Here is a 20,359-nt window from a genome sequence, read left to right on the forward strand (position 1 = left end):
CCTCCTAATCTTCCCAGCCACAAAGCGTGTAGCCTTGCGCTTGTGCATCGGCTAATGACATTGGGACGACAGTATTCGCTTGGCTGAGACCACGGCAGTTAGGATCGTTGTGGTATTTTCGACCGGAATCAGGAGCAACGTAGACTGTGTTTTGCGTTTGTTCAGTGGCAGTCACCTGTGATTGTTGCGCTACTTCAGCTGCTTGTTTAATAGATTGTGATTGTGCACGACTAGCAGCAGCTTGAGATTCAGAATTCGCCTTAGCCTGTGCGATTGAAGTTGATTCAGAGGCAATCTTAACTTGTTTTTTGTAGGTTTTTTGTTTCTTGGTTAATTTTTTAGTGAGCTTTTTAGCTTCTTCTTGCTTTTGGGCGAGTTCTTTTTTTAAAGAGCTGGAAGTGACTAAGACGGCCTTTTTATCTTTAGTCGATAATTTTTTGACCTTGGTGATGCTGCTTTGTTTAGCCGCTTGCGGTTGGTGGACTGGTTGATTGCTAGTCACTAGACTTAATCCGATTAAAGCGACAGTGGTGATTGTTAAACTGATTAATAATAGGGTTTTTAAAGACGATGATGATTGTTTCGTTATTTTACGACGGATTAAATAGTATCCGGCGCTAGCGCCTATGATAACAGATAGCAGTCCTAAGATATTGATCATGAAATTCCTCCAAAATAAATTTAACGGATTCACTAGTCCCTAGAAATAGTGAGTGATGATACTATAATTAACTGGTTTGCGTGATTAAAGTCGACTGATTAAGTATACCAAGATTATCAATAGAAAAGCATTCTTATTTTAAATAACGAACGATAATGTTGCCAGAAAGCGGATTATCGTTAAAAACCCATGATAAAACCGACTATTAAGTTGAAAATCCGCTTATTAATAGTATTATTTATTTAAAAGACGTACAATTATATTCATCGACGGAATATTGAACGGATAATGGAGGCAGTCATGATGTATCGGATTAAAATTAATAAAATGCAATTTCATTCACATATCGGCGTCTTTCAAGCTGAAAAAGAATTAGGGCAACGGATCGAAATTGATCTAGCAGTCACGATGACCACGCCGTATCAAGGCGATCAGTTAGACGACACCGTTAGTTACGCCGAATTCTACCAAGTTGTAGAGCAACTGGTTAACCGTAGTCGGGTCAACCTAGTTGAAACCTTAGCGCACGATATCATTCAAGCAATCCATCAGTTAGATGCCAACCGAATCGGACTGGTTCAAGTGAATGTTCGTAAAATCGCGGTACCCATTGACGGGATTTTTGAAAACGTTGAGATTGAAATGGAGGGCTAGTGGTGCACAATCAAGTTTATATTAGTTATGGCAGTAATCTCGGCGATATTCAGGCTAACATTCAACACGCGCTAGCATTATTAGCGGCTGATTCACGGATTAGAATTGAACGGCAGTCGGCGTTTTATCAAACGACGCCGGTTGGGCCTGTTAGTCAGGCTGATTTTGTGAATGGGGCTTTAAAGTTGCGAACCGATTACGCGGCTACCGAGTTATTAGCCGTTTTACAAGCAATTGAACAAACGTGTTTACGGCAACGGACGGTTCACTGGGGACCACGCACGTTAGATTTGGACATTATTTTTTTCAATCAGGCGCAATTTCAGACGCCGGTGTTAACCATTCCCCATCCGGAAGCCTTCAACCGACTGTTTGTCTTAGTCCCGATTCTTGAAATCTGTGAAGCAGATTTCTATCAAAAGGCAACAATTGAACACCAAATTAACGTGTTACAAGCAACGGCAACACAAGCGATTAAACGATTAGAAGAGGTTGATGATGGTCGATAAAACAGTCCAAAAAATTGAAAAAGATGTTCGAGACATTTTAAAGCAAGTCGGGGATGACCCGCAGCGAGCGGGGGTGCTTGAAACGCCGCAACGTGTCGCTAAAATGTATCAAGAAGTTTTAGCCTATCAAGGGCAAACTGATTTTAAAGATTATAAATTATTTAAGACCGAAATTGTGGATGATGATCAGCTGGTTTTGATGCAAGCCATTCCGTTTTATTCGATGTGTGAACACCATATGTTACCGTTTTTTGGACAGGTCAATGTGGCGTATCTACCAGCAGAAGGGCGGATTATCGGGTTGAGTAAAATTCCGCGCTTAGTTGATTTTGTGTCGAAACGATTGAGCGTTCAAGAAAATTTAACTCGAGATATCGGTCAAATTCTAAATCAGATCCTAGCGCCACAAGGTGTGGCTGTTCAAGTCACGGCGCGGCATATGTGTGTTGAAATGCGCGGGATTAAGAAAGCCAATAGTCAAACCCTAACCACTTTTTATAGCGGTCAGTTTAAAACGGATCGGCAATTAAGAAATGAATTTTTACAATTATTAAAGTAGGTGAAAAGCATGTTGGATACGGAAATGGTGCAAGCTTTACCCGGAATGTTGTATGGTGATCAAGCTAGGGTCACGCTATTGAGTCGGATTTTACAGCAAATGGGCCGACCGGATCACGCGTTTCAAATCGTTCACGTTTGTGGTACGAATGGTAAAGGCTCAACCAGTGCGATGGTGGCCAGCATTTTACAAACAATGGGGTATCAAGTCGGTTTATTCAGCAGTCCCCAGGTGATGTCAGTCGAAGAAAGTATTCAAATTAATCAAACTGAGATTTCGTCTGAAGCCTTTAATCAAACGCTACAAACCGTTCAACGGGCGCTGCAAGAAATGGGATTAGCGCCGGATACCGATCTATCGTACTTTGAAACGCTCGTTTTAGTGGCGCTGGTCTATTTCAAGCAACGATCCGTGGACTATGTAGTTTGGGAATGTGGGTTAGGCGGTGAGTTAGACGCCACCAACGCGGTTGATCGGGTGGCCTATACTCTTTTTACGAAAATTAGTTTGGATCATACTGCAATCCTTGGTGACAGTTTAACGGCGATTGCTACCACTAAATCCAAAATTATCCGGTCCAAAACACCCGTCATCATTGCGCCCAATCAAGCGGAAGCGGCGGTAAAAGTCTTGCAGGCAGAAGGGCAACGCCAACAAGCGCCCATCACGATGGCGACAACCGATTGGCTGCGTTTGAATCAACTGACCCCGAGTGGGCAATCTGTTCGATTAACAATGCCTAATCAACCCGCTATCACGGTTACCTTAGCGTTAGCCGGGACTTATCAGTTGGAAAATTTGGCGACGGCCTTAACGTGGTATCGACAATTCTGTCAGGACCAAAATCACGAGTTAGACGGCACTATTTTAAAAACGGCTTTGGCGCATATTCAGTTATTGGGACGGTTTGAACGACTGTCAAATCAACCGTTAATCGTGATTGATGGGGCGCATAATCCAGATGGGATGCGCCAATTCGTAGCGAGTGTGCAAGAGCGATATGCTGATTATGAATTGACGATTATCACGGGTTTTCTAAAAGATAAAGCGGTGTTCGATTGCTTGCAGCTGTTAACGCAATTACCGGCGACTTTTATTTTAACGGAACCCCAAAATCCGGATCAACGCCAATTACCGGTAGCGGAATTAGTTATGTTATATGAACAACTGACGCACCAGACGGTAATCAGTAGTTCGTCGATTGAACAGGCTTTGACGAAGGCCTATCAACAACCACTAGGCCAACGACCACGTGTTATTTTAGTCGTGGGGTCATTTTATTTGTTAAAAACAGTCCGCCAATTAGTTTTAAATCAAGGAGGTTCCAATGCAAATTAGTGAAGCGCAACCCCACCAGTTTAATCGGACACTTTTGAAATTTAGCGGGACAAGTGCCGAGATTGAGCAACTACAACGATTATGTTTAGAGATTGACGCGACTATTCAACAATTAGAGGACCAATGGTTTGGTCAGTTTACCATTTTTCAATTAAATCGATTACAGCAACGTTGGTCGTTTTATTTTGGCCAAGTCCATCAAACATTACAGAAAATGATGCAGGGCAAACAATTAATTTGGTCGGGGCCCGGTTTTAAATTCGATTTAACCGTCAACCCAATTGTTTACGCGATTATCAATTGTACGCCGGATTCTTTTTATGATGGGCAACCCAGTCAGCAGTTAGGACCAATCCTGACTAAAATCGAAGCTAATCTAGCCAATGGGGCAGCGGTGATTGAAGTTGGCGGTAAATCAACTCGACCGGGGTATCAAGAATTAACGCCGGATGAAGAATGGCAACGAATCGCGCCGGTCATTCAAGCGGTTCAGCAGGAATGGCCGGCTGCCATCTTGGCGGTTGATACTAATAATGCCGAGGTGATGCGTCGGTCAGTGATGAGTGGTGTGCCTATTTTGAACGACGTCGATGGTTTTAATCAAGCTGCGAAGTTAGCCGTGGTTGCGCAACACCGGCCCAGTGTGGTAACGATGTACAATGGTCGCCACTTTGCGGATGATACTTTTACAACGTTAGACCAATTCTATCAGGAAACGTTGACTGAACTGGCACACGCCGGGCTAACACGGTCGCAAATTGCATTGGATCCGGGGGTTGGTTTTTCGAATGCGCAAAATACGGCGTCCTTAGATTTATTTAAGATTAAGAGTATCCAACCGACAACGCAGTATCAAGCGCCGTTAATGGCGGCCATTTCGCGCAAAAGTTTTATGGAGAAACAATTTGATTATCCGATGGTGGAACGGTTGACGGCCACCTTGTTATTCGAACAATTAATGGTTGAACAAGGCGCCCGTATTTTACGAGTCCACGATGTGGCAGCGACGCAAAAGATGTTGCATCTATTTCAAGGTTACCAACAAGCTAATTTATTAATGGCGGCTAAACCATGACCGCGCTAATGGCACAATTACACGCGTTAGCCTTGGGAAAGCGTTCGTTTAATGACCAGTCTAAATATCAAGCAATTGAGCAACAACTCAGTAGACAGCAATTACCACTTTATCGCGGATTAAATGCTGGTATGCATTTGTCAGCGAGTGCGGTGGTTTTTAAGGACGGGCGACTGTTGATGGTCAAACATCCCTATTTGCACCAATGGTTATTGCCAGCTGGGCATGTTGAGTGTGATGAAGCACCGTTCGCCACAGCGCTACGCGAGTTACTGGAAGAAACAGGTCTAAACGGGGTTAATCCGATATTAGTCGACATCAATCTGATTAATATTCCGGTCAATCCGGTCAAGCATGAGCCGGCGCACCAACACGTTGATTGCCGTTATTGGGTTCAATCAACGTTTCAAGTTGCGGAGACTGCGGAATTAGTGACGTGTTGGGTCTCGATGGCTGATGCGCCAGCCGAATTTCGGCCTTATTTTGAACTATTGAAAGTTTAGCAGTGGTCCGCTATACTAAGACAATCCAATTTTTAGAAAAAGAATTTTTGATACTTAAATCCAATCGAAATGATAAGCTATTCATGAGCATAATCAGCGCATTTCTGTTGGCATTTTGCTATCCTTGAACTATAGAGGAGGTTATATGATGCAAAACTATCGTGCTTATTGGCAAAAAATGTTTGTCTTTGATGCAACAGCTACTCGTGCACAGTATTGGTTGGCCGTTATTATTAATTATATTGTCGTCGGGTTATACGCAATTGGAACGAATCAGTCTCAATATTTTGATGCCAGTGGTGGTTATCAAATGGCATGGAATGCAAATTCAATGATTTTTGCACTTATTTTAACACTCGTCTGGCTTGCTAACTTCACCATTCGAGCACGGCGCTTACATGATACCAACCACAGTAACTGGTGGATCCTCATTAGTATCATTCCAATTATTGGTCAGATTTGGCTTTTCATCTTACTCGTTTTACCATCGAAAGCCAATGATCGTTGGCCAGCAAATCAATCAGAAGTTCGTTAATAATACGCTAAAAGTGTTTAATCCGGATTATCGGATTAAGCACTTTTTATATTGTGATGACTGGTTATTTAATTAAATTGTTGCTAAGCTAAAAGAGCACCGTTAATGAATTAAAAGGGATGAATAATCGTGAAATTATATACGAAAACCGGCGATAAAGGGTTAACCAGAATTATCGGCGGTGGTAAGGTTCGTAAAAATGCACTACGAGTAGCTACTTATGGCGATGTTGATGAATTGACATCATATGTTGGTTTAATTATTAGTGAAATTGACGCCTATCCAGATTTAAAAAAACAATTGATTGAAATTCAACAAATTCTTTTCGATTGTGGCACTGATTTAGCGACACCGGACGATTCGCGTGGTTACCGAACGAAATCGGAATATACGGCTTGGTTGGAACTTCAGATTGACCGATACGCTGACGTGCCACCAGCTTTGACTGAGTTTATTTTGCCGGGTGGCGCTCCAATTGCCGCTAAATTACACTACGGTCGGACAATTGCCCGGCGAGTTGAACGCCAGGTGGTGGCGTTGCAAGAAGTCGAACAGATTAATCCAGCTGTTCTAGTTTTCTTGAATCGTTTATCGGACTACCTGTACGCAATTGCGCGCTACGTTAATTTTAAAACTGGCGTCATCGAGACTAAGTATCGGCGGAATAAGCAGATTTTTCATTAATTAACAATCAAAAATACCCCGTAACTTTTAATCAGTTACGGGGTATTTTGATTGTTATTGAAACTGTCCGATATTTTGTTCAATGACCAAGAGGGCTTGTTCCAATAAATCTATATGATTGGATGACAACGCAATTCGGATGAATGGATCGGGTTGTTTCTTAGTGGTAAAACGGTTGGAGTGGTAAATCCGAACGCCTTGATCTAAGAAATAATTTTCAATGGTTGATTGATCAATTTTAGGACTAACTGGCAGAATCCGATAAAAGGGTACCGGATTAGTCGGACGGGGTTGGTCGAATAATTGGTCGAAAAGTTGGTTAGCTTCTTCAGTCAGGGCTAATTTACGGGATAAAATAGTTTTAGCTGTGGGATTTTGTAAAATTTGGGTGACGACTTCAGCGTTGAAGGCTGAAGTTTTAACGTTGATATTAAAGATACTCCGTTCAATGCGGCTCCGATAGTTGTTGGGGTAAACAAGATAAGCGACCCGTAATCCAGAACTGATGAACTTCGCCATGCTTGCAAGATAAATCGTTTGTTGCGGTAGCAAGCTTTGGAAAGTGGGCCGTTGGTTAGTAATTGCGAAATTAGTTAAGAAGGCATGAATATCATCTTCAATGACTAATAGGGATTCAGTTGCAAAAATGGTCGCTAATGCAAGCCGACGTTCGGTGGTTATTTGAAAACCAATCGGATTATTACAAGCCGGCATCAAAAAGACGCCGTGAATTTTCTTCTTGTGACATTCAGTCGCTAATAATTCTGGTAACATGCCATCTTGATCACCATCAATCAAAACGATTTCGATTTGGAGTAAATTAGCGAGTTCAATAAAATTTGAATAGGTATAACGATCGACCGCTATCCGATCACCAGGGTTAAATAGGCCAGCTAAAGTAATCGCGAGTCCGTTTTGAACCCCGGCCACAATCGCGACATTATCGCGATCAATGCCTAGCAGACCTTGGGTTTGTAACCATTCAGTCGCTATTTGGCGTTGCTGTGGCGTGCCTAAAGGATCTTGGTAGGTTAACAGTGCTTGAACGTTGGGTTGTTGACTAACCCGCGCTAAATAGGGGGTGACCAAGTCATTGCATTCTTCAAAAGAACTGACTAAGCCCAAATCGATTAAATGATGATCAACATTGTGATTCGAAATGGTAATGGAGTTAAACGCGTTTTGTGAGACAAACGTGCCACTGCCAATATTGGTATATAATAAGCCCTTTTCAAGCCCGTATTTATAGGCGCGACCGACCGTGGTGAAATTGATGTCTAAAAAATCAGCGAGTTCACGCTGAGACGGCAAGCGGGTATTTTTCTGAAGTCGGTGGGATAAAATATCGGCTTCTAATTGTTGGACTAGCGACCGGTAATAGGGCCGCGTCAGTTGGGTGCGGTCAGGTTGCCAGGATAAAGGGTATTGTTCGTATGAATTAATTGACAAGTTAAGGACCTCACGTTTTTTGTATTGCATACAATTATACTATTGAATGTACCACTTGTCAGCGGTAATTTAGTATTATGGAGGCGAATAATATGAAAATTGTCAATTTTGAAGAAACGTTAGCGATTTTACCGATTGAAAAAACAATTGCGGTGATGAAGGCTTGTTTTGCCGATTTCGAGCAAGGCAAGATTAGTCAAACACCACGGGTGGTCCAAGTATTGCCAGATGGTGATCAACAGAATCTGTTTGCGATGATGCCCGCCTATTTAGGTCCAGATCGAGTCTTTGGCAGTAAGGTGATTACCGCTTTTCCGAAAAATGCTGGGACTGAATATCAATCCCACATGGGTCAAGTGATGCTCTTTGATAGCCAGCACGGTCAACCGGTGGCGTTAATTGATGCCAATGCGATTACGTATATTCGCACAGCTGCGGTGACTGGATTAGGAACTGACTTCTTAGCGAAAAAAGAGGCACAAGATTTAGCGTTGATTGGTGCCGGTCAACAATCACATTCCCATTTAGCTGCGATGTTAGCGGTTCGTCCGATTAAAACGGTGCACGTTTTTGATTTGAACGCGGCTCAAGTTGAACGGTCAATTCAACAAATGCAAGCCGCTTATCCAGCAGTCACGTTTATTGCGGCGAATTCGGTGCAAGAGGCTGTTGCTGATGCCGATATTATTTGTACATTGACCCCTAGCAAACAAGCATTCTTAGAAAAAGATTGGGTTAAACCGGGCGTTCATATTAATGCGATTGGCACTTTCACACCAACTACTCGCGAAATTACGAGCGATTTAATGGTTGCGAGTCGATTATTCGTTGACGACTATCAAGCGGCTAATAATGAAAGTGGCGATTATTTAATCCCACTTACTGAACAAGTGATTACCAAAAATCATCTGCAAGGCTCACTGGGCGAATTAGTAACTAAGCAAGTCCAAGGTCGTCAAAATGAAACAGAAATCACGATTTTTGATGCGGTCGGTTTAGCAGTCGAAGATTTATGTTGCGCCGAATACGTCTATCAACTCGTTAAAGAGGGCTAACTGATGAAATATTATATTGTTGATGCGTTTACTGAAACGATTTTTCATGGTAATCCCGCGGCGGTCTTTGTACTGGATCAGTGGCTAGATGATCAAATGATGCAAAAAATTGCCATTGAAAATAACCTATCTGAAACGGCTTTTACCGTTAAAAATGGTGACCATTACGATTTACGGTGGTTTACACCCGATCGAGAAATTGATTTGTGTGGTCACGCAACTTTAGCAACGGCCTACGTTTTATTCAAGCAATATCGCGAAACGGTTGATCGATTGGTTTTTAGTAGTCAAAGTGGTCCGTTATACGTGACGCGCAAGGCTGAGACGTATTATATGGATTTCCCAACGATTATGCCGAAATCAACGCCAATTTTACCGGAATATGAAGCGGTGATTGGGGCTAAGATTCGGGCGGCCTATTTAGGCCGAGATTTATTCTTTGTTTGTGACGATGAGGCGACGATTGCTAAAATGACGCCTGATTATACGGAAATGCTGAATTTTGAATTAGGGGTTGGTGTCATTGTGACGGCCCCAGGCGACCAAGCCGACTTTGTGTCGCGAACCTTTTTCCCGAAGTTAACGATTAATGAGGATCCAGTTTGTGGTTCGGCCCATTCGAACTTGATTCCTTATTGGGCACAAGTCTTAGGTAAAAATCAAATGACCGCCCATCAAATTTCACCGCGTGGTGGCGTTTTGGACTGTCAACTGCAGGGCGAACGTGTGATTATCGGCGGTCAGGCGACTTTATACGCGCAATGTGAAGCTAATTTTTAATTTTTTTTGGTTAGAACACGTCGTTTAATGACGTGTTTTTTTGGTGGTACTTTTCCCATAAACAGTGAATTCGTTTACATCTTAAAAGGGGCATGCTAAGCTATTCTAGTAAAACGAAATAGGAGATGAGCATAGATGACGATTAAATTAATTGCAATTGATATTGATGATACCTTATTGAGTACGCAACACCAGATTTTAGACAGTACTAAAAGCCAAATAAAAAAGGCCCTTGATCAAGGCGTTAAAATTGTACTCTGTTCTGGTCGACCATTAGCGGGTGTCGCGCCATATTTAGCGCAGTTAGGGATTGCCGGCGATCGGCAGTACGTTGTGACGTTTAATGGTAGTGTGATTGAAACGGCTGCTGGTGAAATCATTCAACAAGTTGGCATTACGCATGAAACTTATCGCGCTGTTGATCAGTATTCTAAGACTAATCAGCTGGCTTATAATGTATTGGATAGTGATAGCACGATTTATACGAGTAATTTGGACGTCGATCCGATTACGGTCGTGCAAGCTTGGGAGAATGAAGCTGGCCTGTTAATTAGACAACCGGACCAAGTGAAATCGGACGTTAAAATGATTAAAGCTGTTTTTACGGGGCCTTCAGCAGTCCTCAATCAGCATGAAGCGCCGGTCAAGGATCAATTTGGACGGGAAAATTACGTTGTGCGTGCGGGGAGTCGCTTTTTAGAAGTCATGCACCGAGAGGTTAATAAGGGAGCCGCTTTAAAACAGTTAGCGACGCATCTACAATTACAACCAGCAGAAATTATGGCGATTGGTGACGAACAAAACGATATTCCAATGTTTAATTTTGCTGGAACTGCCGTTGCGATGGGCAATGGTTCGGCCGCGGCTAAGCGACACGCCGATTTTATCACAACCGATAATGATCATGACGGGATTGCTCAGGCGTTGGATCAATTTATTTTTTAATGCGTCGTAACAGGTCAGATTCCTAATGGTTCTGACCTTTTTGGTTGTTGAAAAAATGAGAGTATCTTGACAAATATTCTGAATCTTGATACTATTATAAACGTTGAAACGCAGTATAGCGTGCAATATGGAGAATTACCCAAGTCTGGCTGAAGGGAACGGTCTTGAAAACCGTCAGGTGGGTCAAACCACGCGAGAGTTCGAATCTCTCATTCTCCTTAATCGAAATAAGTGTGTTAAGTTGCGGGTAGCAACTGAGCATTAACCTAAAATCCCCCAATTATCTTGATTTTAAGATAATTGGGGGATTTTGTAGTTAAGTGGAGGTGGTTGCAAAACGGCGCTAAGCACAGGAAACTGTGAGTAACTGCACGTTATCAATTGCCTATTAAGTTAAAAATTTATATAATAAGCAATTAAAAAAGCGAATCTTAGCGATTCGCTTTTAGCCTGTTTATTTGTCGTAAGTTGTGAAACGATCAGTATCGTTGTTATAGTCTTTAGCATCAGCTGGGTTTTCAATTGAACCAAATGGCATTTGGCTCCGAAGTTTCCAGTTAGCGGGGATATTCCATTTTTCAGTCACAGCATCATCAATCACTGGATTGTAATGTTGTAAGTTGGCACCAATGCCGGCTTCAGCTAACGCCATCCAAGTGGCGTATTGGGCCATACCGTTTGATTGTTCAGCCCAAACTGGGAAGTTATCAGCATATAATGGCACGTTTGCTTGAAGGCCTTTAATGACATCTTGATCTTCAAAGAATAGAATGGTGCCGACCCCGTTTGAAAATGATGCGAGTTTTGCTTGCGTAGCAGGGAAGTTATCAGCAGGTGTCAATGGTTTCAAAGCATTGGCAGTGATGTCATTCCACAATGTTTTGCTAGCATCACCGAATAAAATGATGGCCCGTGAACCTTGTGAGTTAAAAGCAGAGGGGCTTTCTTTAATGGTTTTAAAAATTAAATCAGAAACGGCTTCTTCTGAAAGATTGATATGGTTGCCAAGTGCGTAGATTGAACGACGCGTTTGTTGTAAATCGAATAGATTTGTCATCAGTAATTCTCCCTTAAAAAAATGAGTTTGTATTTCAACGCCTTAAATATAACACACTTACAAAATGTAAGTAAAGACTTTTGTGTTAAATTTTAAATTTAATCGAGGATTACTTGAGATTCGATTGTTAAGAGTGCGCTAACGTTAGCGGAACAGCCAGTGAATGGACACCAAAATAGCGTTATTGTAATTTACAATAACGCTATTTTCGTCTTTTGTATTTTGCAACTATTCAATAATTGAGTTTACTTTATGCGGTAAATCTGCTTGATTAACCGCAGCCCAGCCACTAATGAAACGGCCTTTTGCCTCTAATTTTAAATAATGATTAGTTTTAAGCTTTTGTGGGGCTTGGAAAGTAATTTGATAATGAGTGCCGTTTGCCCGGTAAGCTTCTTGCGTGTAAAGATAATCGCCATGACTTTGAATTTGACCATAACGATCAGCTGTTTTTAGATAAACCGGTTCTTTCGGAATTAATAAATTAAAACGATCCCACTGTTGGACTAACTCGCCATTGCTGGTGCTCGGTGTTAACGCAGAGCCGATAACGGGAAGACCTCCGATAAATAGAATAATTGTTGCAACTAACAGTACTGCTTTTTTCATTACTTTTAACCGCCTTTTCATTTGAATAGATTTAGTTTAGCAGGCGTGAACACTGGATTGAGTCGGTCTGAAGTTGTAAAAGCCCATGGTCGGTCGAACAACTTTGTAAGGTCGTTTCATAACTAGCGGTTTATGTTCGGTCGATAATCCTTTATAATGATTTGATAGAAGAGACATTGAAAAGTGGGTGAGTATCTTTTGAAAGAAGTTCAAGCAGTCGTGACACAATTAATCGACGTCAGAATGGCGCTTCGACAAGGCACTATCTATCAATCTGTGCCAGAAAAAATATTGACGATCATGGATGATGTCACTTATAAAAGTCGCCGGACCCACGTTGTTGTCCCAGATGATGAATCTCAGATTATGACGTTACTCGAAACGATTAATCAGCGGTTGAATCAAGATGATCAGAAAGCGACGGTGACTGATCTCGAATTAGATCAACTTTTACAACACATTGTTAGTCCGAATACGAAAATTAGAGACAAAGGTATTTTTAATTTGTTCAACCGCCTATTGCGCAAATACGTGCTAACGGCGCAACAAGTTGTGTGGGTCAAAGATCGCTTGATTAGTGATGACTATCTATTTGCGCACATCTTAGAACCTGAGAACGACGGGATCTTTTTACGGTCGTTTAGTGTGATGTTTTTAGCGGGCATATTGTACGCTAATCGGACGCACTACCACGTCTTAACTGAAGCTGAATTAGTGGCGATTGAACTCCGAGTGATGGCGTACGCGGTTATTGAACTAGATTCTCGCGGTTACGTCGCGGGTAAAGGTTGGGCGCATGCGTTAACCCACATTATCAACGTCTGGTCAGAATTGAATGAAACCCAAGAATTACAACGAGCCGATAAATTATTGATGATGGCAGTCCTAATTCAGGCTTATCGCTTTTCAGATAACGCTTTGGCATATGGCGAAGACAGCCATTTAGCGAATGTCTTAATGGTGTTACTCAAGAAGAACCAGTTATATACCGATTATTTCTTAACCGTACTGCAAGATTGGCAAAAGAGTTTGTTGAATATCGTTCCCGAAGATTCCATCGCTTTTTGGAATCGTTGGTATAATCGGAATCGTTTTTTACAATCACTGATGCTCCAACCGGAATTACCCACTGAAATTGACGATTATTTACGTAAAATATCGGATTTATTTTAATTAAGAGAGATAGGATTGAAGATTGAATGACAGTCAAAGGAATTGTTTTTGATGTTGATGGGATTTTGGTCAACAGTGAACCTTATTATTTTGAACAACGTTTAGCTTATTTAAACGCGATTGGCGTGACGTTATCACTTGAAGCAAATCGGCGCTTTATTGGTTCAAATATGAACGCGGTGTTAGCCCAGCTTTTTCCACAAGCATCATTAGTTAAGCGCAATGAGATTAAAGCGGGTTACACCGCCTTTAAGGCGGCGCATCCAATGCAATTTAAACCGATGTTGAACGTGGATGCACCGCTTTTATTGCAACGGATTTGTGCGGATTACCAGATTGGTTTAGCCTCAGCGGGTGAACGTGTTGGTATCAACCGGATGTTAACCGAAACTGCGTTAACACCGTATTTTGAAACAATCATTAGTGGTGCTGAAATGGCCCACAATAAACCGGCGCCCGATGTCTATCTCGCAGCGCTGGCTGCCTTAAAAATTGCGCCAAATGAAGCGGTAGCGATTGAAGATTCAACGCTAGGAATTGCTGCGGGGAAAGCCGCAGGGATGACCGTAATTGCGTTGCAACCATTAGATCCTAATTACGAAATTGATCAAAGTGCGGCCGACTATCGGGTTAGTTCATTGTTGGAAGTCCCAACGGTACTTGCCCAGTTAACGATTTGAAACAACCAAGGAGCATTGCTAAGTCCGAACTAACGGGCTCTAGCAATGCTCTTTTGTCGTTTATTTTATGAAATAGGTCATTATTTTTTAGTAATAAATTAATAATGAGGCAAAAATGTCAATGAGATAATTGTTAGCCATACAATATAAAGATGGGTCAAATCGATAAATAATTGATGCATTATAATTAGTTCATCGGGTATAATAACTATGAATGTAAATAGATGATACTTAAAAGTAATTATCTAAATACGGATATAATGGAGTTTTAGTGATGAAAATATTAGGGACAAAATTAAAAGAAATTCGTAAAGCTAACGGCCTATCCCAAGCAGAATTAGCAGCGGGGATTTGTACGCAAGCGACGATTAGTTTGATTGAAAAAAAGGGCCAAGTTCCAAGTACTAAGATATTGCTCAGTATTTGTCAGCGCTTAGGCGTTCCCATGACGATGGTGATTGCAAATGAAACCGATGAGGTGCATGAATTACTCGATAAAGTACAAGGGTTGTTATTTGATGGTGATTTTAAACAGGGCGAAACCGTGATTCAGGCGATTTCGGTTCACAAATTAGTATCAGCAGACGATTATAAACGGTATTATTATTACCAAGGCCAATTAAAACTGCTAGCTGATCAAAAACCAGATGACGCGCTATTTTTCTTTAATCGGGCGTTCAATCAATATATCATCTCACCGACCGATGTATATGGGGTGTTATGTACAATTGGTATCAGTCGTTCGTATTTATTGAAGAACGCACCTGATCGTGCGCGGTTGTATGTGCAACAGGCTGTCGAAAGTTTGACCGGTATTGAGCTGACGGTTGCGGTGGATTTACAGTTAGAATTGACCATTTATGGCAGCTTGGCCGCTATTTTTCACGAATTACATGAAGAAACCAACGCTGCTAAATACGCGCATCAAGCGATTGACCGCGCGGTCGGCCAAAAAAGTTTGTACTTACTAGACTATCTTTATTTGATTTTAGGACAATCAGAACAAGTCGACAATCAACAACAAGCCTTAGCAGATTTAGCAACTGCCCAAACGCTAGCGACTGTTCGACAACACACGGGGATTTTAGAACAGGTTAAAGATCAGTTAATGGTTACTAAATAAATTAAAACGAGCGCTTATCCGTATTAGTAGAGGATGAGCGCTCGTTTTAATTATTGTTGTTTTTAAGTCGATTAGTGATTAATCTTGACCGATGGTGCTCTTTTTCTTAGCAAGAGCTGGTTTGTTGGCCAAATCAGTTCTAACGACTAGTACGTCGCAAACAGCGGTGCGAGTCACGTATTCAGTGACTGAACCAATCAATAGTCGTTCAACGGCATTTAAACCGGTCGCACCAATCATGATTAAATCAATCTTTTTCTTTTCTGGGATTTCTTTGGCAATTAAGCTCTTGGGTGCGCCATATTCAATGCTGAAATCAACGTCTTTTAAGCCTAAATCATTGGCAGTGACGATGTATTCATTCATTGTTTTCTTCGCAGTTTCGGTGACTTGTTCAACCATCGCAGAATCAAAACTCGAGATATTTTGGAAAGCCCGGGTATCAATGACATGGATCAAATGCAAATGGCCTTCATTTCTAAGTGCAACTTCGACCGCTTTACGAAAAGCGAGTTCAGCTTCATAAGAACCATCAATTGCCACTAGAATGTGTTTGTATTGTTGTAACATATTCATCACCTCATTTAGTTTTACAACCTTATTGTACGCTATCCAGCGGGTAAATGTAAAAAGAAAAGGCTTTTATAGGTTAGTGGCGAAGCAAATACCGACAAAACCAGCGATTAGACTAGCGATAATCACGGTAATCAAGGTCCAAATTACTGGTAGCAACAGTAAAATTAACAGACCACAGACGGCCGTAATGATCAATAAAATACCGGCAATCAAGAGTACGTGGCCGAGTCGCGTATTTTCGGTTAAATCAAAAATCATGAATTGCTGATTATGATAACGATAGAGTACCAATCCGAGTAATGCGATAATGATGAGAAAAATAACGATAACAGTTTGAATCAAAGGTCAATCCTCCTAAATTTAATCCAACAAAAAGGGCCAACGAAAACGTTGACCCTAACAAAGTCGTTGGACTTTGAGAAATCTAATAGTGCCGTAAATGCTTCCCGATAGTTGAGCCCGCGAAAAGTGCAGGTGGGTCAGATTATTATTAACACTGGTTCCTTCGTGAAGAAGTATACACTAGTTAATAACTCATCCGTCCCATTAACGAATTACTTGATCGGTCAACCTAAGGTGGGAAGACGCGAACACCCTAGAAATCTTATATTCATAGTAGCATGATTAGGAATGTGATGCAAACGATTTGTAACCGGTGTCTTAAGAACGCTTGGCTTGGCGTAACCGGATTAATTGTTGTTTTAAGACTTGTTCATATTTACCAGTTTCTTTAGCCTCGTAATAATGCGCGTTGGCCAGTTTAGTGGGTAAGTAATCTTGGGCGACCCAATCGTTGGGATAATCGTGCGGGAATTTATAGTCAACGCCGCGGCCGAGTTTGTCAGCGCCAACGTAATGCGCATCTTTAAGGTGTGCGGGGACTTCGCCGGCTTTGCCAGCGCGAATATCGGCTAAAGCGTTATCGATTGCCGAAATCGCTGAATTCGATTTCGGCGATAGACATAAATCAATCACGGCGACCGCTAAGGGAATCCGAGCTTCCGGAAAGCCGAGTTGTTTGGCAGCGGCAATCGCTTCAACCGTCCGAGCGCAGGCTTGCGGATTAGCGAGACCAACATCTTCGTAGGCCATCGTCATTAAACGGCGACTAATGGACGGTAAATCGCCGGCTTCAATTAACCGGCCCATATAATGCAAGGCCGCATCGACATCGCTGCCGCGGACCGACTTTTGGAAGGCGGATATCACATCGTAATGTGCGTCGCCATCTTTATCGTGGGTTAACGCTTTTTGTTGGACGCATTCTTCAATCACGTCGATATCGATTTGAATCACGCCATCAGCATCTTTAGGGGTTGAACGCACCGCCAGTTCTAAAGCGTTGAGTGCACTGCGTAAATCGCCATTGGTGACGCGTGCTAAGTACTGTTCAGCCACTTCGCTGAGTGCGACTGGCTCATCACCTAGACCTTTTTCTTTATCCGTTAGTGCTCGTTGGAGTGCGACGTGGATGTCGGCTTCAGCTAAGGGTTTAACCTCGAAGATTTGCGCACGACTCCGAATAGCGGGATTGATACTGATATAGGGGTTCTCGGTGGTGGCGCCAATCAAAATAATGCGACCACTTTCAAGATGCGGTAGCAGAAAATCTTGTTTGGTTTTATCGAGCCGATGAATTTCATCGAGTAATAAGATGACAGTGCCACTCATCTTGGCTTCTTCAGCGACAATTTGCAGGTCTTTTTTACTATCAGTCGCGGCGTTTAACATTCGAAAAGCGTATTGGGTACTGCCGGCAATCGCACTGGCAATACTGGTTTTACCCGTACCAGGCGGTCCGTATAGAATCATTGAAGAGAGTAGTTTGGCGTTGACCATGCGCCGAATAATTTTTTGGGGACCAACTAAATGAGTTTGTCCGACAATTTCATCAATATTAGTCGGTCGCATGCGGTAAGCAAGGGGTTGTTGCATGATGGTCCTCCTTAGGTTATTTTGATACTAGTATAACATGTTAGTGAACTATCGTTTAAAAAATGGTGAAGCATGTGTATAATGATGGTACAACTCCGAGTAAAAAGAGGTTAGCGTCATGTCGAATCAACTTTTTGAAACTATTCAACAACTTAATCTAGCACCACTATTGAATCGTGGTGTTTTTGGGATTGAAAAAGAAGGTCAACGAATTGATGGCCAGGGTCATTTGAGTCCCTTAGCCCATCCTGATATTTTGGGCGACCGTCAATTTCATCCCTATATCGGCACCGATTTTGCCGAAACGCAGACGGAAATTGTCAGTGATCAGTTTGATAATACGATTGAGGTTGAACAGCAACTGTCCGCATTAGAACAAGTGTTACAAGCGTCATTGCCGGACTGCGATTATTTGTGGCCGTTGAGCATGCCACCAGTGCTTCCTGCTGATGAAACCCAGATTCCACTGGCTCATTTTACAAAAGACGTCCAGGATTATCGGGAATACCTCGCTAAACGTTACGGTCGCCGCTTACAAATGGTCTCCGGAATTCACTATAACTTTAGTTTAGATCCAACGTTATTAACGCGCTTGTATGGTGAATATTATCATGATCAATATGCGCAGTTGAGTGATTTTAGCGATGCACTTTATTTGCAACTTGCTCAAAATTATCAACAATACCGGTTTGTCCTGACTTACTTATTTGGGGCGAGCCCGATTGCAGAAGCCGGCTTTTTGACGGCTGGTCAAGCGGCACCGGATCATCCAGTGCGTAGTTTGCGGGCGAGTCAACTGTTTGGATACACCAATCATACGGCTAAGATTGATTTTGAATCCGTATCGGCATATGTCACGTCGATGCAAACCGCGATTCAAGCGGGACAGTTGATTTCTGAACGAGAATTTTACGGTAGTGTCCGGTTGCGGAGCCACTCGTTGACGGCCATGGCGACTACTGGGATTGATTACCTCGAATTTAGAGGCTTTGATTTAAATCCCTTCGCCATTACCGGTATGACGCAAAACCAACTTGATTTTCTCCATTTATTTTTCACCTATTTATTGGCGCTACCTAAGCAAGCGGGCACGCTCAGCGAACGATTACAACAAGGGCAAGCGGTCAATGAACAAATCGCGTTGGAAAATCCGAACCAACCGTCAAGTCAACAGGCGATTCTCGTTCAAATTATGGCTGATTTGCATCAGTTTATTTTGGATTATCATTTCGAACCACGATTTTTAGCGGCCTGGAATGTGATGAATCAACAAGTGCTTGATTATCAGTTAACGACCAGTTATCAATTGGCGCAAGCGATTCAAGATCATTCATTAACGGCGTTTGGTCTCAAGCAAGCGCAGTCGATGAAACAGGCACTATTGGCTAAACCCTATCAATTGCAGGGTTATACAGATATGGAATTATCAACGCAGATGTTGATGTTTGATGCGTTTCAAAAAGGGTTGCACGTGGCTGTCTTGGATCGCTCGGATCAGTTTGTTGAGCTAACCTATCAAAAACACCACGAATTGGTTAAAAATGGTAATATGACGAGTCTGGATCAATTAGTCAGTTTACCGTTAGTCGATAATAAAGTGGTCACTAAAATTCTGTTAGCGAATCACGGGATGCGGGTACCCGCGGGTGCTGAGTATACCGATGTCGAAGCGGCCGTTGCGGATTACCAAGTGGCGTTTGGTCAACGAGCGTTAGTGGTCAAACCGAAATCGAGCAATATGGGGGCCGGGATTACGACTTTTGTCACCCGACCAACCGAGGCTGATTTCAAACAAGCGTTCCAATTAGCGCAAGCTTACGATTCACGCGTATTGGTCGAAGAATATATCGCTGGTTCGGAATACCGTTTCCTGGTGATGGATCAAAAAGTCCAGGCCGTCCTTGAACGCGTGCCGGCCAATGTTGTCGCTGATGGTCGGTTAACGATTGAACAGTTAGTCGCCAAGAAAAATGATAACCCGTTGCGCGGTGAGGAACACCTGACACCACTCCAAAATATTCGCTTAGGCGAACGGGAACAATTAATTTTGAAACAGCAGGGTTATCAAGTGACCGACATTCCGGCCCGTGGTAGTCAAATCTTCTTATTGCAAAATTCAAATATTTCTAACGGTGGCGATTCCGTTGATGTGACGGATGAAGTTGATCCAAGTTACTTTGCGATTGCGGAACAAGCGGCCAAGGTTCTGAATCTGAACATTGCCGGAATCGATATTATTATGCCTAATTTATACCAAACGTATAATCCGGAACATCCGGAAATGGCGGTGGTACTGGAAGCCAATTACAATCCAGCAATGTTGATTCATCTGTTCCCGATGATGGGCAAGCGTCGGCGCGTGACTAAGAAAGTACTCGAATTATTATTCCCTGAAATGTAATCAAATAATAAGCTGTGACAGAACTCGGGTTTCAATTGAGTATCAAGTTGAAAAAGCT

Annotated in this window: 20 protein-coding genes, 1 tRNA gene and 1 pseudogene; 15 read left to right on the forward strand and 7 right to left on the reverse strand. The window is 42.3% G+C overall.

All coding sequences use genetic code 11. The features are described from left to right. Positions 1–4 precede the first annotated feature (4 nt). On the reverse strand, positions 5–661 hold the full coding sequence (locus ACVPPQ_RS09435) for a hypothetical protein (protein ID WP_463494220.1): 657 nt from the start codon (positions 659–661) through the stop codon (positions 5–7). A 288-nt stretch (positions 662–949) separates the two neighbouring features. Between ACVPPQ_RS09435 and folB the strand changes: the two genes are divergently transcribed. The 7 genes and pseudogenes from folB (at position 950) to ACVPPQ_RS09470 (ending at position 6,518) form a co-directional block, all read left to right on the forward strand. Beyond that, entirely contained in the window at positions 950–1,315 is a 366-nt protein-coding gene (gene folB, locus ACVPPQ_RS09440) for a dihydroneopterin aldolase (RefSeq protein ID WP_463494222.1), read from the forward strand. Positions 1,316–1,317: 2 nt separating this feature from the next. Then, positions 1,318–2,383, forward strand: a pseudogene (folE, locus tag ACVPPQ_RS09445) (GTP cyclohydrolase I FolE). Positions 2,384–2,392: 9 nt separating this feature from the next. Next, positions 2,393–3,721 carry a bifunctional folylpolyglutamate synthase/dihydrofolate synthase gene (locus ACVPPQ_RS09450; RefSeq protein WP_463494224.1) on the forward strand — a complete coding sequence of 443 codons (1,329 nt, stop codon included), beginning with the start codon at positions 2,393–2,395 and terminating at the stop codon, positions 3,719–3,721. Further along, positions 3,711–4,796 carry a dihydropteroate synthase gene (gene folP / locus ACVPPQ_RS09455; RefSeq protein WP_463494226.1) on the forward strand — a complete coding sequence of 362 codons (1,086 nt, stop codon included), beginning with the start codon at positions 3,711–3,713 and terminating at the stop codon, positions 4,794–4,796. Before ACVPPQ_RS09450 ends, folP begins: the two co-directional genes overlap by 11 nt. Then, complete coding sequence (locus ACVPPQ_RS09460; RefSeq protein ID WP_463494228.1) at positions 4,793–5,299, forward strand: NUDIX hydrolase; 507 nt, start codon at positions 4,793–4,795, stop codon at positions 5,297–5,299. Before folP ends, ACVPPQ_RS09460 begins: the two co-directional genes overlap by 4 nt. Before the next feature lie 148 nt (positions 5,300–5,447). Next, the gene (locus tag ACVPPQ_RS09465; RefSeq protein ID WP_463494230.1) at positions 5,448–5,834 is read left to right on the forward strand and encodes a DUF805 domain-containing protein; all 387 of its coding nucleotides are present in this window, start codon (positions 5,448–5,450) and stop codon (positions 5,832–5,834) included. 129 nt (positions 5,835–5,963) lie between these two features. Next, positions 5,964–6,518 (forward strand): cob(I)yrinic acid a,c-diamide adenosyltransferase, encoded by a 555-nt coding sequence (locus ACVPPQ_RS09470; protein ID WP_463494232.1) that lies wholly within the window; start codon positions 5,964–5,966, stop codon positions 6,516–6,518. 54 nt (positions 6,519–6,572) lie between these two features. Here the strand turns inward: ACVPPQ_RS09470 and ACVPPQ_RS09475 are convergent, their stop codons facing one another. Continuing rightward, entirely contained in the window at positions 6,573–7,967 is a 1,395-nt protein-coding gene (locus ACVPPQ_RS09475) for an aminotransferase-like domain-containing protein (RefSeq protein WP_463494234.1), read from the reverse strand. Positions 7,968–8,059: 92 nt separating this feature from the next. On the opposite strand from ACVPPQ_RS09475, the gene ACVPPQ_RS09480 reads away from it, so the two are divergent. From ACVPPQ_RS09480 to ACVPPQ_RS09495, 4 genes are all read left to right on the forward strand, one after another. Continuing rightward, positions 8,060–9,022, forward strand: a complete 963-nt coding sequence (locus ACVPPQ_RS09480; RefSeq protein ID WP_463494236.1) for an ornithine cyclodeaminase family protein — start codon at positions 8,060–8,062, stop codon at positions 9,020–9,022. 3 nt (positions 9,023–9,025) lie between these two features. Further along, positions 9,026–9,802, forward strand: coding sequence for a PhzF family phenazine biosynthesis protein (locus ACVPPQ_RS09485; RefSeq protein ID WP_463494238.1), 777 nt, complete (start codon positions 9,026–9,028; stop codon positions 9,800–9,802). A gap of 135 nt (positions 9,803–9,937) precedes the next feature. Further along, on the forward strand, positions 9,938–10,747 hold the full coding sequence (locus tag ACVPPQ_RS09490; protein ID WP_463494240.1) for a Cof-type HAD-IIB family hydrolase: 810 nt from the start codon (positions 9,938–9,940) through the stop codon (positions 10,745–10,747). Positions 10,748–10,876: 129 nt separating this feature from the next. After that, positions 10,877–10,966: transfer RNA gene (locus tag ACVPPQ_RS09495), tRNA-Ser, on the forward strand. A 235-nt stretch (positions 10,967–11,201) separates the two neighbouring features. On the opposite strand, the gene ACVPPQ_RS09500 is transcribed toward ACVPPQ_RS09495, so the two are convergent. Both ACVPPQ_RS09500 and ACVPPQ_RS09505 read right to left on the reverse strand, forming a co-directional pair. Beyond that, positions 11,202–11,804 (reverse strand): nitroreductase family protein, encoded by a 603-nt coding sequence (locus ACVPPQ_RS09500; protein ID WP_463494242.1) that lies wholly within the window; start codon positions 11,802–11,804, stop codon positions 11,202–11,204. Positions 11,805–12,032: 228 nt separating this feature from the next. Beyond that, positions 12,033–12,413 (reverse strand): YxeA family protein, encoded by a 381-nt coding sequence (locus ACVPPQ_RS09505; RefSeq protein ID WP_463494244.1) that lies wholly within the window; start codon positions 12,411–12,413, stop codon positions 12,033–12,035. A gap of 198 nt (positions 12,414–12,611) precedes the next feature. Between ACVPPQ_RS09505 and ACVPPQ_RS09510 the strand changes: the two genes are divergently transcribed. The 3 genes from ACVPPQ_RS09510 (at position 12,612) to ACVPPQ_RS09520 (ending at position 15,389) form a co-directional block, all read left to right on the forward strand. Next, entirely contained in the window at positions 12,612–13,586 is a 975-nt protein-coding gene (locus tag ACVPPQ_RS09510; RefSeq protein ID WP_463494246.1) for a DUF2785 domain-containing protein, read from the forward strand. 26 nt (positions 13,587–13,612) lie between these two features. Then, on the forward strand, positions 13,613–14,266 hold the full coding sequence (locus ACVPPQ_RS09515; RefSeq protein WP_463494248.1) for an HAD family hydrolase: 654 nt from the start codon (positions 13,613–13,615) through the stop codon (positions 14,264–14,266). Between the two features lie 274 nt (positions 14,267–14,540). Beyond that, entirely contained in the window at positions 14,541–15,389 is an 849-nt protein-coding gene (locus tag ACVPPQ_RS09520) for a helix-turn-helix domain-containing protein (protein WP_463494250.1), read from the forward strand. 78 nt (positions 15,390–15,467) lie between these two features. On the opposite strand, the gene ACVPPQ_RS09525 is transcribed toward ACVPPQ_RS09520, so the two are convergent. The 3 genes from ACVPPQ_RS09525 to ACVPPQ_RS09535 all read right to left on the reverse strand — a co-directional run bounded on the left by ACVPPQ_RS09525 (position 15,468) and on the right by ACVPPQ_RS09535 (position 17,900). Next, positions 15,468–15,959, reverse strand: coding sequence for a universal stress protein (locus tag ACVPPQ_RS09525; protein WP_025083652.1), 492 nt, complete (start codon positions 15,957–15,959; stop codon positions 15,468–15,470). Between the two features lie 72 nt (positions 15,960–16,031). Further along, positions 16,032–16,307 carry a hypothetical protein gene (locus ACVPPQ_RS09530; RefSeq protein ID WP_025083651.1) on the reverse strand — a complete coding sequence of 92 codons (276 nt, stop codon included), beginning with the start codon at positions 16,305–16,307 and terminating at the stop codon, positions 16,032–16,034. Between the two features lie 318 nt (positions 16,308–16,625). After that, the gene (locus ACVPPQ_RS09535; RefSeq protein ID WP_106483185.1) at positions 16,626–17,900 is read right to left on the reverse strand and encodes a replication-associated recombination protein A; all 1,275 of its coding nucleotides are present in this window, start codon (positions 17,898–17,900) and stop codon (positions 16,626–16,628) included. Positions 17,901–18,018: 118 nt separating this feature from the next. On the opposite strand from ACVPPQ_RS09535, the gene gshAB reads away from it, so the two are divergent. Continuing rightward, positions 18,019–20,301: a bifunctional glutamate--cysteine ligase GshA/glutathione synthetase GshB gene (gene gshAB, locus ACVPPQ_RS09540; protein WP_463494253.1), complete on the forward strand. Its 2,283-nt coding sequence runs from the start codon at positions 18,019–18,021 to the stop codon at positions 20,299–20,301. Positions 20,302–20,359: the final 58 nt, after the last annotated feature.

The sequence above is a fragment of the Latilactobacillus parafuchuensis genome, assembly GCF_055271665.1.

Bases quoted from the DNA above. Each gene is read 5' to 3' on its own strand.
- ACVPPQ_RS09490 (WP_463494240.1), top strand. From the start codon at position 9,938: ATGACGATTAAATTAATTGCAATTGATATTGATGATACCTTATTGAGT.
- folB (WP_463494222.1), top strand. From the start codon at position 950: ATGGAGGCAGTCATGATGTATCGGATTAAAATTAATAAAATGCAATTT.
- ACVPPQ_RS09525 (WP_025083652.1), bottom strand. From the start codon at position 15,959: ATGTTACAACAATACAAACACATTCTAGTGGCAATTGATGGTTCTTAT.
- ACVPPQ_RS09465 (WP_463494230.1), top strand. From the start codon at position 5,448: ATGCAAAACTATCGTGCTTATTGGCAAAAAATGTTTGTCTTTGATGCA.
- folP (WP_463494226.1), top strand. From the start codon at position 3,711: ATGCAAATTAGTGAAGCGCAACCCCACCAGTTTAATCGGACACTTTTG.
- gshAB (WP_463494253.1), top strand. From the start codon at position 18,019: ATGTCGAATCAACTTTTTGAAACTATTCAACAACTTAATCTAGCACCA.
- ACVPPQ_RS09485 (WP_463494238.1), top strand. From the start codon at position 9,026: ATGAAATATTATATTGTTGATGCGTTTACTGAAACGATTTTTCATGGT.
- ACVPPQ_RS09520 (WP_463494250.1), top strand. From the start codon at position 14,541: ATGAAAATATTAGGGACAAAATTAAAAGAAATTCGTAAAGCTAACGGC.
- ACVPPQ_RS09450 (WP_463494224.1), top strand. From the start codon at position 2,393: ATGTTGGATACGGAAATGGTGCAAGCTTTACCCGGAATGTTGTATGGT.
- ACVPPQ_RS09460 (WP_463494228.1), top strand. From the start codon at position 4,793: ATGACCGCGCTAATGGCACAATTACACGCGTTAGCCTTGGGAAAGCGT.
- ACVPPQ_RS09535 (WP_106483185.1), bottom strand. From the start codon at position 17,900: ATGCAACAACCCCTTGCTTACCGCATGCGACCGACTAATATTGATGAA.
- ACVPPQ_RS09480 (WP_463494236.1), top strand. From the start codon at position 8,060: ATGAAAATTGTCAATTTTGAAGAAACGTTAGCGATTTTACCGATTGAA.
- ACVPPQ_RS09515 (WP_463494248.1), top strand. From the start codon at position 13,613: ATGACAGTCAAAGGAATTGTTTTTGATGTTGATGGGATTTTGGTCAAC.
- ACVPPQ_RS09500 (WP_463494242.1), bottom strand. From the start codon at position 11,804: ATGACAAATCTATTCGATTTACAACAAACGCGTCGTTCAATCTACGCA.
- ACVPPQ_RS09435 (WP_463494220.1), bottom strand. From the start codon at position 661: ATGATCAATATCTTAGGACTGCTATCTGTTATCATAGGCGCTAGCGCC.
- ACVPPQ_RS09505 (WP_463494244.1), bottom strand. From the start codon at position 12,413: ATGAAAAAAGCAGTACTGTTAGTTGCAACAATTATTCTATTTATCGGA.